The 15,736-nt window shown below is 41.2% G+C and carries 13 protein-coding genes; 7 read left to right on the forward strand and 6 right to left on the reverse strand.

Annotated features, from left to right (window positions below; genetic code table 11):
• Positions 1-191 precede the first annotated feature (191 nt).
• Entirely contained in the window at positions 192-1,463 is a 1,272-nt protein-coding gene (locus tag O2S85_RS17955; protein ID WP_269410646.1) for a hypothetical protein, read from the forward strand.
• Between the two features lie 104 nt (positions 1,464-1,567).
• Here the strand turns inward: O2S85_RS17955 and O2S85_RS17960 are convergent, their stop codons facing one another.
• The 6 genes from O2S85_RS17960 to O2S85_RS17985 form a co-directional block, all read right to left on the reverse strand.
• The gene (locus O2S85_RS17960; RefSeq protein WP_269410647.1) at positions 1,568-1,717 is read right to left on the reverse strand and encodes a hypothetical protein; all 150 of its coding nucleotides are present in this window, start codon (positions 1,715-1,717) and stop codon (positions 1,568-1,570) included.
• A 563-nt stretch (positions 1,718-2,280) separates the two neighbouring features.
• A complete protein-coding gene (locus tag O2S85_RS17965) occupies positions 2,281-5,379 on the reverse strand; it encodes a DEAD/DEAH box helicase (protein ID WP_439649423.1) in 3,099 nt (1,032 codons plus the stop codon).
• Between the two features lie 139 nt (positions 5,380-5,518).
• Positions 5,519-6,712, reverse strand: a complete 1,194-nt coding sequence (locus tag O2S85_RS17970) for an MFS transporter (RefSeq protein WP_269410649.1) — start codon at positions 6,710-6,712, stop codon at positions 5,519-5,521.
• Between the two features lie 189 nt (positions 6,713-6,901).
• Complete coding sequence (locus tag O2S85_RS17975; RefSeq protein ID WP_269412640.1) at positions 6,902-7,636, reverse strand: sulfite exporter TauE/SafE family protein; 735 nt, start codon at positions 7,634-7,636, stop codon at positions 6,902-6,904.
• Between the two features lie 97 nt (positions 7,637-7,733).
• Complete coding sequence (locus O2S85_RS17980; RefSeq protein WP_269410650.1) at positions 7,734-8,246, reverse strand: DoxX family protein; 513 nt, start codon at positions 8,244-8,246, stop codon at positions 7,734-7,736.
• A gap of 265 nt (positions 8,247-8,511) precedes the next feature.
• Positions 8,512-9,960, reverse strand: coding sequence for an amidase (locus O2S85_RS17985; RefSeq protein WP_269410651.1), 1,449 nt, complete (start codon positions 9,958-9,960; stop codon positions 8,512-8,514).
• Between the two features lie 367 nt (positions 9,961-10,327).
• Between O2S85_RS17985 and gdhA the strand changes: the two genes are divergently transcribed.
• The 6 genes from gdhA (at position 10,328) to O2S85_RS18015 (ending at position 15,687) form a co-directional block, all read left to right on the forward strand.
• Positions 10,328-11,710, forward strand: coding sequence for an NADP-specific glutamate dehydrogenase (gdhA, locus tag O2S85_RS17990; RefSeq protein ID WP_269410652.1), 1,383 nt, complete (start codon positions 10,328-10,330; stop codon positions 11,708-11,710).
• A gap of 35 nt (positions 11,711-11,745) precedes the next feature.
• A complete protein-coding gene (locus tag O2S85_RS17995; protein ID WP_269410653.1) occupies positions 11,746-11,925 on the forward strand; it encodes a hypothetical protein in 180 nt (59 codons plus the stop codon).
• Between the two features lie 133 nt (positions 11,926-12,058).
• Positions 12,059-12,790: a hypothetical protein gene (locus O2S85_RS18000; protein WP_269410654.1), complete on the forward strand. Its 732-nt coding sequence runs from the start codon at positions 12,059-12,061 to the stop codon at positions 12,788-12,790.
• 15 nt (positions 12,791-12,805) lie between these two features.
• On the forward strand, positions 12,806-13,201 hold the full coding sequence (locus tag O2S85_RS18005; RefSeq protein ID WP_269410655.1) for a GntR family transcriptional regulator: 396 nt from the start codon (positions 12,806-12,808) through the stop codon (positions 13,199-13,201).
• Positions 13,202-14,068: an ATP-binding cassette domain-containing protein gene (locus tag O2S85_RS18010; protein WP_269410656.1), complete on the forward strand. Its 867-nt coding sequence runs from the start codon at positions 13,202-13,204 to the stop codon at positions 14,066-14,068.
• Between the two features lie 194 nt (positions 14,069-14,262).
• Positions 14,263-15,687: an aldehyde dehydrogenase family protein gene (locus O2S85_RS18015; RefSeq protein WP_269410657.1), complete on the forward strand. Its 1,425-nt coding sequence runs from the start codon at positions 14,263-14,265 to the stop codon at positions 15,685-15,687.
• Positions 15,688-15,736: the final 49 nt, after the last annotated feature.

The following is a 15,736-nucleotide window of genomic DNA, read 5'->3' on the forward strand; positions in this document are numbered from 1 at the left end:
AATGGAATAACCGATACTTGCCGTTAAATTCACGCTTGACAATTTTATGAAAATTCACTACCATAATAGTAATTACGCATTGAGCAACAGCACAATAGGATATTTTTCGCCACAATTAACTAATAATTTAAATAATTTTGTGGCAATACCTCAATTACACTAGACCAATACTTTACAAGGAGACCCTGTCTATGAAAATAAAAATTGCTGTTTTTGGTAGAAAGGAATTAGTGGAACGAGCCCTTGTTTATACAGAAGGGCAAGATGATGTTGAAATTGTTCCTTTTATTTATACGGATGCGAAAGAAACCGCTGATTTAATTGAAAAGGCGGTGATGTGTGACATTTATCTATTTGCCGGGGCACTGCCATTTATGTATGCTCGGGAAAAAATTATTAAGAAGCGGCTGCCCGCTGTTCAGGTAGCTTTTGATGAATACATGCTACTCACATCATTCTATCGGTTGCGAAATATGCACAACAGACTGGTTGATCGTGTCTCCATTGATGCACCTGAGAGAAATCGTGTAAGCGAGGTAAGCACGGAATTGGCCATGCATGATCATCACATTTATACGTATAGTTATGGTGATCAAGTCCAGTTTGATATCAATCAGATCGTGGCCTTTCATGAGCAGCTTTGGCAGCAGGGGAAAATTGATTATGTCCTGACATCGATAGAAGAAGTGGAAGAACAGTTGACAGCCTGTGATGTTACGGCATACTGCATGAAGGTCCCAAAAGTTAACATTGCAAATGCCATCAACCAGGCAAAGGCAAAAGCGACACTCAATCAAACCAAAAGCACGCAGATTTGCGCCGGGTTTGTTCGTCCGAAGCAGGAAACAGAAGAAAAAACAGCAAAAACTCAAAGTGATGATTTGCAACAGATTCTATCTGCATTTGGCAGTCAAACCCATTCCGCAGTATTGGAAAATGGCAACCGTTTTGCTTTGATCGGGACACGAGAACTATTAAATTACCTGACCAATCACTATCGGGACTTTCCGTTGTTGCGGGAAATTGAACAAAAACTGCGGATGCCAGTAGATATCGGCTTTGGACTTGGATTAACAGTAAAGCAAGCGGAAGATAATGCCCTGTTAGCATTGGAAACGTGCCAGAGTACAGAAGGAAGTGCCTGTTATCTCATCAATGATCGCCAGGAAACGATAGGACCACTTGGCGTGGAAAAACATGTGGATACTTCGCAGCTTTATCGCGCACTTATCCACAAGGCTAAATTAAATAATGAACTGTCTTACAATTTTATTGATTTTATTAAACTGAGGAATAATGAACCTTTTTCCGCCAATGATATCGCCAAATATTATCGGGTAACCAAGCGCAGTGCTGAACGAACGATTTACAAATTGTTATCTGGTGAAGTGATCAAAGTGGTCGGCGAGGAAAAACCATATCAGAAAGGACGCCCGCGGAAACTGTTTAAAATAACGATTTAAATGGATGGGGCAAAGAGAAAGGGTCGGATTGCTACAACAATCTGGCTCTTTTTTCACAGGTAAAGAAAGCAGAAAAAATACCCCATTTTCAGGGATATTCATAGTTAACTTTTATTATTAAACAGGTAATTCATGATTTGGTCAAAAAATGAAACATCGTCTGTAATCACAAACACAGGTAATAAAATAATCGCGATAACCACCGCCGCATTCGCTACAAAAAATTTGAAAAAGGCATGGAGTACTTTCTTCAATTTGACCATCTCCCAGTTTAGAATATGGCTTAACGACATGAACGTACATCATACTGCCAGCAAGCCGGATAATGCGGATTAGTGTGAATATATTTTATATTATACACCAACCTTGGAATAGATAAAACCGTTTTCCAACAAAAAATAAAAACAAACGCACTTATATTGATGTTGCCATGGCCACAACCGGGTTGATACTTCCTTGTATCCGGTTGATATTGTTGCTATCTTGGTCGATATATCGCTGCGTTCGGTTGATGTTTCACTCGATCCGGTTGATGTGTCCTCTCCCAGGTCGATATTCGTTAAAATCCGGTTGATATAGTTTCTTTCTGGTTGATGTACACAATCCCCGGGTCGATGTATCACTCGGTTTGGTTGATATACGCTTACCGGAGTCGATATTTCCTCAGATCCGGTTGATACAAATGCTCTCCAGGTGGATAAGCCACTTGTTTCGGTTTATATTCTCGCTTCTTGGTTGATGCCTTCCTGGATCCGGTCGATAACCACGCTCCCCATACCATATTCCCGCCATACTATATAAAAAGAACTGCCAAGCACTATAGGCTTAGCAGTTCTTTGATATCGTCTTCGGTTAAGCTCGTCAGCATTTTCTCACCAGGCTGAATCACTTGGTCGATTAGTTCCCGTTTCTTCTGCTGTAAATCATAAATCTTTTCTTCAATTGTTCCTTCTGTTATCAGACGAATGACTTGGACGACATTTTTCTGGCCGAATCGATGTGCTCGACCTGTTGCCTGATCCTCGACTGCGGGATTCCACCACAGATCATATAAAATGACTGTATCCGCTCCTGTCAAGTTCAATCCGGTACCTCCAGCCTTTAAGGAAATCAGGAAGACACTTTTCTCACCAGCATTAAACCGTTCACTCATTTGTACCCGTTCCTGTGACGACGTGGAGCCATGTAAATAAAAGTAGTCGATACCTGCTTCTTCCAATTTGCTAATGATAATCTCATGCATGCTGGTGAATTGGGAAAAAATCAGCATGCGTTTGCCATTATCCACCGCATTATGGACGGTTTCCATTAATTGCTCCAGTTTTCCTGATGTCCCTTGATAATTCTCAATAAACAATGACGGATGACAGCAAATCTGACGTAATCGGGTTAAGCCGGCCAATATTTTCATCCGGTTTTTTTGAAAATCATCATCTTTCATTGATTGAGCCGCTTCTTGCTGCAGCTGCCGTAAATAACCAAGATACAATTTTTTCTGTTCACCGGTTAACTCAGATACATGCACCGTTTCGATTTTTTCCGGAAGTTCTTTTAAAACATCTTGTTTGACACGACGTAATATAAACGGTTTGGTCAATGTAGCGATTTTTTCATGGGACAGCTGTCTGAATGTGCGCTGGTTTGGCATAAGCCCGGGTAAAATCACCTGGAAAATGGCCCACAACTCATCGATGGAGTTTTCGATGGGTGTTCCGCTTAAAGCAAATCGTTTACCTGCCTTCACTTCCCGTATTGCCTTCGATGTTTTGGTCGCATAGTTTTTAATATACTGGGCTTCATCAAGGATTAACGTTTGAAAATTTAATTCCCGATATAAATCAATATCTTGTCGTAATGTCGCATATGAAGTGATCCAAACATCCTTATCGACCGTATCCTGAATCAACTTGTGCCGTTCTGCAGGCGCACCGGCCATGATCACCGTCCGTAAATCAGGTGCAAACTTCTGGCATTCGTTTTTCCAATTGTATAAAACCGAGGATGGCGCAACAATCAAATGCGGTCGTTCTTTTGGCTCGGAAAGAATGTAGGCGATACTTTGCAATGTCTTTCCCAGCCCCATATCATCGGCCAAAATACCACCTAATTGATAATTACTCAATGACTTAAACCATTGATACCCCGTTTTTTGATAGTCACGTAAGGTAGCTTGCAATTCATCCGGCAATGGGAAAACTTGCTCCTCTGGTGAAGTCAGCTGATGAAGCAGCCGGCGAAATGATGGATCATAATCTTTTTTCGTATGAATCAGTTCGTCGATTTGTACACCACGATAAACCGGTACCTCGACATTCCCATTCTGGATATCCGACTGCTTAATGTTCAGGTCATCAAACAGCTGCTGGACCGAAGCAAATTCCTCCCCTTCCAAGGAAAGCAATGCACCACTTTGCAGACGGTAATACCGTTTCTTCTCCATGACAGCATTCAACACTTGATTAATCTCGTCATCCTGGATTCCATCAATGGTAAAACCGACTTCCAGTAAATTGGACGAGGTCTCCACACTTACATTTGTTGATGGAGACGGTTGATTTTCAACAATAAATTGGCGAATTTCCGATGTCAAAAACAATTCAACATATTGCTCAAACAGAGGCAACATATGGTATAGAAAGTCGTATAATGTTTCTTCATCCGCTTCAATATACAATTCCTTACCATTATAATGAAAGTTGGCCTGCTCGATTAAACGCATAATCTGTTGTTCCTTGCTGATATCACGGATAACAATCACATCATCCTGCTCGCGACGGCCATTGAATGGATCAATTAAATGATCGCCATAATGGTACTCCAATTTGCCGACCACCCAATCTCCCTGCACATCGAGGTAGAGCTTGGCCCTTAGTGGCACCTGAATAATCTCTGATGCAACATTTTCCGCTATTTGCACATCGCCAACCTTCTTCAATGTAGGAAGGACCTCCGACACAAACACATCCGCCTGCGTTTTTGAGACAGGCAATTCCCGATTTTCCATACCCACATCGTCCAGCTGTTCAATAACCGGCAGTTGATCTTTTCCCGGGAAATAAAATGTTCCTTCAGAAAATAACAGCTGGTAATCGGGAAAGTAAACCGTCTTATCCATCTCATCCATGGCCAACACCATTTCTCCCCGCTTATTTTTTGAAATGGCAAAATGAAATGGCAGTTCATTTTCAACGATATCGATATGTTCATAACTGTTACTCCGGGTTTCCACTGTCAGCTTGCGATCGATTAATTTCTCAAGCAACGGTTTGATTAACAATGGCGGAATCAGGATCGACCGTTCAGACTGATCCTGATAATGATAAAATGCTCGGGAATAGATTTTTTCGTTACGCAGAATGTTATATAACGTTTCCAATATCTCCTGGTCCTGCGTTAGAAAGTAGTGACTATCCGGATGATAGGTGAATTTTTTGGTGAAATAATACTCATTTCCATTTAAAACTTGTTTCAGGAAATCATACACATTTTTTACAACATACGGATGCTTCACGCCGGCTTTCAATTCGAGTAATAATAAATGGTTGAACGTCCATTTCAGATAATATTCCATCTGCATCGGCACCTGTTTAGTAATCATATCTGAAGGCTCCGGCTGCTGGATGGAAATCAATGAATCGATCAGTCGGTTTGTTGCCCGATAATTATTTGCCGTTTGGTCAGGTAACTTCGATGACGATTGTTTCGCAATGGCGATTAAGGCTGCCACAATGTGTTTACATGTATGATAGGTCTCAAAAGCTGGACAATCACAATACGCAATAAGGTTCCCTTGATCAAATTCTTTCATATATATCTCAACAAAGTATAATGATGTCCCCGTGACGGTGGCAGACCATACCTGATTATTCCTATCATAAACCGGAGCACTGACACGATTTTGTTTATAGTATTGCATTCCCCTTCGATAAACAGGATCCGGAAAAAGTTGTTGTAAATTTATATTTTGAATGCTTTGCAAAGCAAATTAACCTACCTTCTACAAGCGCTATTTAATTCTATTGTATACGAATCTTGCATGTTTTTAAACCCGGAAACTATCCATGCATTCGTTTCTTCGCTCGAATCAGCAAGAACACATACAAAACCATCGATAGCATTACCGAACATGCTCCTGTTGCATAAATGGAACTATAGCCAAACATAAATGCCAGCTGGCCAAATATCATGGCACCGAGACCAACCCCTAAATCAAAAAAGGAGAAAAACGTAGCATTCGCCATTCCTTTACGATTGTTTGGCGCTTTATCAACCGACCATGCCTGAAGTGCCGGCTGTACACTGCCAAAACCGAGTCCGTACATACCTGCTGCAATTAGCATTGTGGTTAAATTCGGCAGCCAGGATAATAAAATCATCGCAACAAAAATTAACACTGTACCCGGTAGAAAAACATATTCATGTCCTTTTTTATCGTAAATCTTGCCGGCAAACATCCGGGAAATCATCAAAAACAATGCATAAACCAGGAAATACAGCTCGATTCCATCGATATGCTTCTGGGCAGCGTATAGTGGTAAAAATGAAGCGATTCCCCCAAAAGTTACCGTGATAAAAAATAGTAATACAGATGGCTGCAATGCCGTTTTTTCAAAAATATCAAATTTGACCGTTATTGTTTTATCAGGAGATTGCTCGACTTGTTTGTAACGTATCCTGCTTGAAAGCAAAAAGGAAATGAGACCAATCACGGCACAAATAAGAAACAACTGGGTAAACGAAATGGCTCCGGCAAGTGTCAGACCAAGAGATGGACCAAACGCAAGAGCCAAGTTCCCGGATAATCCGAAATAACCCATCCCTTCACCGCGACGTTTGGGCGGAATAATATCGGTAGCGATCGTACCTCCAGCCGTGGTGGAAAATCCCCAGCCAACACCTTGAACCATCCGCATGATAAATAAAAGCACAATACTGGCGATGAACGCATAAGAGCCAACCGACAAGACGAAAATAGCCAGACCGACCATATAAACAAATTGTCTCCCCTTCGATTCCAACGCATGCCCAGCGTATGGTCGCAACAATAACGCCGAAAATGTGAAAATACCGGTAATGATTCCGATTAATTGATCACTGCCCCCAAGTTCCTTGACAAACAGCGGAATGGTTGGCAATGTCATTTGAAAGCCCAAAAATATAAAAAAATTAGCCAGACAAACAAGGACAAAGTCGCGCGTCCAAATTTTATCTGGAGTGGGTTCCACTTGCATATTTGCTTGTGAATTCATATTAAAAGGCCGTCCTTTCTTCGTATCTTAAAATCTATTATACAGGACGCGCGTTAGAAAAGGAATGGGTAATGCTTCATATATTTTTCATCAAGCATGAACGGGCTGTCATACCCCCACCTCAAATCGTGATGAAACCAAAATCTCTGAAAGCAAAGGGTAAAAGACCACCAACGATGAAGATTCATATTACCTTGTGAAAAAACAGCCGCGGAGACACTCATACAATTGATCAACCAGCATATATACGCCAGTGAATAACAACAGAATATAGGTCAAATAACGAAACAGACGTTGATTAATATGTTTGAATACCAGTTGTCCCAGCACCAATCCGATCAGGACAAGCGGTAAGGCCAATACGCTTGATTGCCAGACCAATTTGCTTGTACCGGCAAAAATCACCTGAACGACCAGACTCACCAAATAGATAAACAAATAGAATGCTAATGTTGTGCCCCGTAGTACTTCCTTCGTTGTATTCGTCCCGGAAAAATAGAGCAAAATCGGTGGACCTGGCATACCAATGCTTGTGGTGAAAGCGCCTGATAGTGCCCCGATGAAAAAATCCCTTTGTCCAGTTTGACGAATGCGGAAATTCAGGATTAATAATACCGTTAACACAAGAATAAGCAAGCTGATCCCCAGTTTAAGCCAAGTCATATCAATAAATAAAAAGATGGAAATACCAATTGGCAATCCTGCAATACTACCTGCTACAAACCTTTTTAAAACACCGAAATCAATATCTTGTCTGATTTTCCAAATAAGTGCACAGGAAATGACAAGTGACAGGATTAAGTTAAGCTGAATCGCCTCACGAGGGGCAAATATGAATAGCAAAAATGGTGTAGCCATAATGGAAAAACCAAATCCTGTACTTGTCTGCAGTATGGAAGCGAATAAAATAATCACGATAAACATTACAATTGTCTGCAAACAAACACCTACTAATTGAACAATTTACTCCAGTTTAACAAAAAAGTTGACCCAGGAATATCCCGAGCCAACTTATTTTACGTTACACTGATACGGCGTGTTTTTTTCTCCTGCTTTTCTTTTCTGCGGTGCGATTTTTCAAAAATGGGATTACCCATCGATCCAAGCCAAATCGTCCTGTATTATGCCCTGCAACAAGCAGAAATGTTGTTATTAAAATCATGATTCCATTTGTACTTACGGTACCGCTGAACAGAAATGCAAAGTTCATCGTAATGGCCATTAATGCCGCAAAGTTTGTAACCAGGCCAAGAATTAAAGCGATGCCGACTAACAACTCACCCCACATGACCAAAAAGCTGAATAAACCTGCATTCGGTAATGCAACATGTTCCAGGAATGTTGCCCACCATCCTTGTACAGCCGGATTTTCTCCACCAGCACTGGCAATGGCGCCTTTGATAAATCCACTAGCATCAAACCCACCAGTTATTTTGCCGAATCCCGAGATAATCCATTGATACCCTATATACACCCTTAGAAATGTCAGGACACCTGCAACAACCTTATTGTTACGAATGAATTCAACAAACATGCTGTCCATCTCCTTTGATATGATTTGTTCAGTATTTCACAAATGATGCCAAGCCAGCTTGTATCTTTATTACATCTTTATCATAACATGTATTTGTTTAAACGGCCGCATATTTGTTCACCATTTCACAATTATGTCGCAAAATTATGGCCGAATTGTGAAACAGTAAAAAGGTGCCAGCTTATAGCACCTTTTTTAATTCTAAGAAAGTATGACTGTATTCAGCTGATGCCAGGAAAGGGGAAGTCCGGCTCTAGCATCTTTTTTATTTGATATTGGTTTCATCATGCTTAACAAACGATAAATCAGGGCTACGGAACCCACCAGTGATCATTTCGTATCCACGACTGGCTCGCAATACAAGTCCATCTGCAAAACGATTTCCGGCGATCTGCATCCCCACAGGCAAACCATCCTTTGTGTTCCCTGCTGGTATTGAGGCTGCTGGCAACCCGGTCATATTATAAATATGGGTCATCATCCAATCCGAGTCCGCCTCAATTGGATGCCCTTGAATCGTTTCCGGTCCAAGCAGCTGATAATCAAATGCCGGTATCGAAAGGGTTGGTGACATTATTAGATCGTAATCCTGGAAATAGCTTTGCAACACATTCCAAACCTTTGTCCGTTTTGACTGATAGCTAATATAATCACTTGTACTCACCGAAAACCCTCGTTCAATCATAGTCTGATAAGAAGGTGTGATTAATTCCGGTGTTTGTTCGAGAATATCTTTTCCATCGGCAGCGGCTGCAGCATACCACATATTTTTGAAGAAACCGAGAAATTCATGTAAGGTCATACCGAAATCCATCGACACCTCTTCAACCTTACAACCTAATGCACGCCATGTTGCGACCTGTTGATCGATAATTTCTGCCACTTCCGGATCAACCAGATACATGCCAAAATCCTTCGTGTAAGCAATTTTCACGCCGTCCAGCGGTCCTTCCATTTGCACAGTTAATTTTTGATCCGATGCAGGTAAGGAAAATGGATCAGTTGTAGATGGCCCTTGAGTAACGTCGACAAATAATGCGGCATCTTTCACCGATCGTGTTAATGTACCATGATGGACAAACGGATTATTTGAACCAAATACATTTTGCAAATTATTATCCATCGGAATTCGTCCATAGGTTGGCTTGAAGCCATATACACCGCAAAAACTTGCCGGAATGCGAATCGATCCACCACCGTCACTGCCCTCAGCAAACGGTGTCATCCCGGAAGCAACAGCTGCAGCGGATCCGCCACTGGAACCACCAGCCGTTTTTGTCACATTCCATGGATTTTTCGTTGCCCCAAACAAAGTATTATCAGTTGTCCCTTTGTGACCAAAATCCGGTGTATTTGTTTTACCAAGGATAATTGCTCCAGCATCTTTTAACCGGCTGACAATCGTTGCATCACGATCAGGAATATGATCAGCAAAAAGTTTGGTGCCAAAAGTTGTTCGGATTCCTTTCGTTGGTGTCAAATCTTTAATCGCAACAGGTACACCATGCAGTGGTCCCAATTCCTTACATTCACTTACATCCGCTTCCTTTTGTATTGCCTCATCCCGTACATGATCGTTTAAGGTAACCATTGCATTGATATCCGAATTATATGTACTAATTTGTTGCAAGTAGTAATCAGCCACTTCAACAGGCGAGATCGTCTTTTCCCTAATTCGTTTTGCTATTTCCCATGCATTCATATTTTGTTCCACACTCATACCTCCTTCTTATCATCATCCTAGCACGTTTCGTATCATTTCTCTATTAGCGGGTGTTGAAGTATGAAATACCCAGACTGTGGCATAATAAACCGAAGTAACCGTTTACTAAATTGTGTAATAATTTCATCTAATCGCTTGCAATTATTATTAAAATGCTGTAAACTGTTTAGTTATAACAATATTGTTCATTTCAAAAAAGCTCTTTCGCATGATTCCGATGAGTACTCACCAGTTATCACATCACCTTATTATTCGGTCATTAATTTTACAACTTAATTGTTCAGCATTGAGCGTGCATGGTCCGTCAACTGCCGAATGGTACCATTATTTTTATTTTTAAGATGGAAGGGGAAAATATATGATAATGACACAAACTACTAAAGACGATTCCTTACAGCGTGCAAAAGACTATGTTGATGGCGTATTTAAAACAGTGCAAGAGCGAAATCCCGGCGAGGTTGAATTTCATCAAGCGACAAAACACATATTTTCATCACTGGTACCGGTTTTTGCCAAACATCCAAAATACATGAAAAATGGTATATTGGAACGTATTTCTGAACCGGAAAGGCTGATTACTTTCCGTGTTCCATGGGTGGATGATAATGGCAATGTTCAGGTAAATAGAGGGTTCCGCGTTCAGTTTAATTCCAGTATCGGACCGTATAAAGGCGGTACACGATTTCATCCTTCAGTCAACGCAAGTATTATCAAATTCCTCGGTTTTGAACAAATTTTTAAAAACGCGTTAACTGGACAGCCGATTGGTGGCGGTAAAGGCGGTGCGGATTTTTCTCCAAAAGGAAAATCCGATAATGAGATTATGCGTTTTTGTCAAAGCTATATGACAGAGCTTGTCAATCATATTGGTCCAAATGTGGATATTCCCGCCGGTGACATCGGCGTTGGGGCACGGGAAATTGGTTTCATGTTTGGTCAGTATAAACGATTGCGCGGAGCCTATGAACCTGGTGTTCTGACTGGTAAAGATGTACGGTTTGGCGGCAGTCTTGTACGTCCGGAAGCAACCGGATATGGATTGATTTATTTTGCCAATCATATGATGCATGATTTAGGGTTAACCTTTGAAGGAAGCAATGTCGTTGTCTCTGGCGCAGGAAATGTGGCTATTTATGCGATGGAGAAGGCTATGGAACTCGGTGCAAAGGTTGTGGCCTGTAGTGACTCAAGTGGTTATATTTATGATGAACAAGGCATTAATCTGGAAACAATCAAACGTCTGAAGTTTAGCGGCAATGGCCAGGTAGCTTCCTATCTTGATGAGCATCCACATGCGGTTTTTCACGACAACTGTGCAGAGATCTGGAACGTACCATGCGATATTGCCTTGCCATGTGCGACACAAAATGAAATCGATGCAGATATTGCCAAAACATTGATTAAAAATGGTGTAAAAGTAGTCGCTGAAGGTTCCAATATGCCATCCAATCAGGAAGCAATCGATTTGTTTAATGAAAGTCATATTTTATTTGGCCCGGCAAAAGCTGCCAATGCTGGCGGTGTGGCCGTATCAGCGCTGGAAATGGCCCAAAACAGCATGAAACTAACCTGGCCATTTGAAAAAGTTGATAAAAAATTACACGAAATTATGTTAAACATCTATCACAATGCGGTAAATGCTGCAGAAGAATACGACTATGCAGGTAATTTGGATGTTGGTGCAAATATTGCCGGATTCATCAAAGTCGGCGATGCGATGATCCGTGAAGGTGTTGTGTAATAACTTATTCATTTGACATTAAAGGAGTGGATTGGTTGAGACGCTTTCGTGATGAACGAAACGAACGAAGACGTCGGGATATTGATAAATCCAACAACTGGCTGCATGTTCTCGACTTCTTCATTGATCTCATACTACTGTTCCCACGGGTGATCTATTGGCTAATACGCCTCTGCTCAAGAGCGATGAGACATCTATTAGATTCCATTACCTAAATAGAAGTGCAAAGACAGTCTTGCACTTCTTTTTTTATGCCTATTTTTAATTTGGGATTGACTTTTTTAACTTCCACACATATACTGTGTATAAACATATATACAGTATAACACTGACAAGGAGGTCTCTTTCATGAAAGATTGGAAACAAGCATGGTACCTGGCGAAGTTTGAATTGAAAGCTTCCAAATGGATGTTTTTATTACTATTGCTATTCACGTTTTTTATGCTGTTCTTTTTCGTTACTGTCCTGGATACGGGTGTGGAAAAAAGAACAGCAGGATTTGATTTCTTTTTTATCTTGATGTTCTCTTCCACAATGATGATTTGGTGGAAACCCAAAGATTTTCAAATCAATAAAGTTGGTGGGGATGTGTTCGCCTCTCCTTCATTGGTGATGTTGAATCACCTGGCCATTAAGAAAGATGTGATAATAAAAAGCCGATTTTTTGTTCATTTTGTCTATTCATTTCCGTATCAGCTGATTTTGCTGCTTTGCCTATATCCATTAACACCAGCGTTACAAAGCGTTTTAACCCTTAATGATTATATCGTCTTTTCAATTATTTGGCTGTCATTTAGCTTTTATGTGGGGTATCTTTTTGCATCGAGTGAGATTGGTGGCAAAAGCAAATTAAGTGCTACATTGGCAGGAATTTTAATTCTCGGCATCGTTATTGTGACATTATTTTTGTTTTCCTTAATCCAGCTTATAACAGGGTATACCATTTTTTATTGGACGATTATCATCGCGCAAAACTGGCCGCTTGCATCAAGCCTGATATCAATTATTCTAGCCATTCTCGGCATTAATTACTGGCTCCATTATGCGCGCAAAGGGATGGATAAAATTGATTATTTGTAGAAAGGAGGGTGTCCCGTGGAACTGCCAATCCATCTTTCCAAAGATACTAGGGAACCGATTTATCATCAGGTTGAAAATCAACTAAAGGCGCTAATCGCTGGTGGACAATTGACCGCGGGTACACCACTGCCTTCGATTCGTGCCCTTTCCAAAGATCTCGAAATTAGCATTATCACGACAAGAAGGGCCTATCAGAACCTGGAGCAGCAAGGGTTTATCCGTACCACTCAGGGAAAAGGGACATTTGTTGCTGATATCGCTGATGATAAAAAACATCAGGTGAAAATATCCTCTGTTTATCAAACGATTGAGCACGCGGTCGATACAGCCTTGCAATATGACTATTCGTTGGAACAAATCAAGGAGATATTTCATGAAATTATTGACAACCACCGCGAGAAAGGAGAATGAATGATGCATCATTGGTTGGAAATTGAACAGTTACAGAAAAAGATAGATAATTTCCGGCTTGGACCGATTGATTTGTCGATTGAACCCGGAACAATTACCGCATTAGTTGGCAACAATGGATCGGGTAAGAGCACATTATTCAAATTAATCATGAATCTGGCAAATCCCGACATGGGAAATATCAAGATATTCGACAAATTTGTTTATGGCTCGGATGAATCGTGGAAAGCTCAAATAGCTTATCAAGCACAAACAACGATCGGTTACACTTCATATACCGGCGAGCAACTGAAGTCATTAATTGCTCCATTGTATCCGAACTGGGATGACACATTATTTGCAGAAATAGTTCATTTATTCAACATTCCATTGGATAAACAATACCGAAAACTTTCTCAAGGAGTGCAGCAAAAATTAAATCTTGCTTTGACCACCCCACGCAACACCCCATTATTATTACTGGATGAGCCGACATCATTTATGGATATTCCGGCGAAAAAGCATCTCATGGACATTTTGGTTGACTGGATGGATCACGGAGATCATGCGATTGTTTTTGCCAGTCATCAAGCCGAAGACATCATGAAATTGGCAGACTATCTGTGTGTATTCCGCGATGGAAAAATGCTCGGCACATTTGAAAAGGAAGAATTAACGGAGAGCTATAAACGCTATTGGCTGCAAGAAGCCCTTCCTGAAAACAGGATACCTGGAGAAATCGCCAGGGATCAACAGCTTTTGACCTCAAATCAGCCAGATACAACCGAGAAATTCCTTGTTCAAAATAATATTGAATGGACGGATCAAACAGCACTACGATTGGACGAAATTATTACGTATTTATTGGCTGAAGGAAAGGACGGGTAAATATCTTGAAAACCATAATATCGGTCAACAATTTGGAAGTGGATTCGGGCTTGATGAATCGGGAATGGAGTACTGGTTTGGTGCTCCGCTTTTTAACAAGCTGGAGGTGACACTTCATGTTTGAAATAAGTCATTTTGGGATACTAGACACCATAGACATGAAATATCACTTTTTTTATAAAGGAGTTCTTAACATGCGCAATCATCTAAAGCACTTTATTAATGGTGAATGGGTCGAATCAACCGGATCAGAGACCTTGGATGTCATCAATCCAGCAACAGAAGAGGTGATTGGTAAGATCAGTCTGGGAACAAGAGAGGATCTGGACAAGGCAGTAAAAGCGGCCAGGAAAGCTTTCCCGTCTTTTTCGCAAACAACAAAGGAAGAACGCATTGAATTGCTTGAAAAAATCGCTGCTGAATATGAAAAGCGTAAAGATGATATTGTCGAAACCATAACTGACGAGCTTGGTTCCCCACTTTCGATCTCGGAAAACGTCCATTATCAAATGGGATATGCGCACTTTTCCCAAGCTGCAAAGTCATTGAAAGATTTCTCATTCATGGAGGATCGTGGTGATCACACCGTCGTTAAAGAATCGATCGGGGTTAGCGGGCTGATCACACCTTGGAATTTTCCAACCAATCAGACCTCAACCAAGATTGCCAGTGCGTTTGCAGCTGGAAGTCCGGTAGTATTAAAGCCGTCTGAACTCACACCATTCGCGGCAATTATTCTAACGGAAATCTTTGAAGCTGCCGGTGTTCCAAAAGGGGTCTTCAACCTTGTTAATGGCCTTGGTGATGTAATTGGCGATGGCATTAGTTCCCATCCGGATATTGACTTCGTGTCCTTTACCGGTTCAGTCGGTGTTGGACAAAAGATCATGGAAAACGCCTCGAAAACGATTAAAAACTTTGCGCTTGAACTTGGCGGCAAATCACCACTTATTGTATTGGAAGATGCCGACATCGAAAAAGCCGCAAAGACAGCAGTATCAAACATTGCTATGAACACAGGACAGGTTTGTTCAGCAGCAACACGGATCCTCGTGCCTTCCTCCATGAGGGAATCATTTGAGCAAGCAGTAAAGAACGTACTACCTGAGTTTCCAATGGGTGATCCACGCAAGGAAACGAACATTGGCCCACTTGTATCCAAGAAACAGTGGGATCGTGTTCAATCTTATATCGAGAAAGGTATGCAAGAAGGTGCTACCCTAATTACTGGTGGAACTGGTAAACCAGAAGGACTGGAAACAGGTTACTATTGCAAGCCAACTATTTTCAGTAATGTGACGAATGACATGCAAATAGCGCAAGAAGAAATCTTTGGCCCTGTTATGTCGATCATCACATATGAAACGGTGGATGAGGCCATTGAAATTGCCAATGATACGGTTTATGGATTGGCAGGATATGTAGTCGGAAAAGATCCTGAGACGCTCCGTAAAGTCGCAACCAGCATCCGCGCCGGCCGGATTACCGTCAATAGTGGCGAGAAAGATTTCGCAGCGCCATTTGGAGGTTATAAACAATCCGGAATTGGCCGGGAGTGGGGCGATTTCGGCATTGAAGAATATCTGGAAACGAAGGCTATCTTAGGGTTCCCTTCATAAAGAACAGTGGCACAGGGTTATGAATTCTACGATATAGTTCATAACCCTG

The sequence above is a fragment of the Lentibacillus daqui genome (assembly GCF_027186265.1).
Classification (GTDB): Bacteria; Bacillota; Bacilli; order Bacillales; family Amphibacillaceae; genus Lentibacillus_C; species Lentibacillus_C daqui.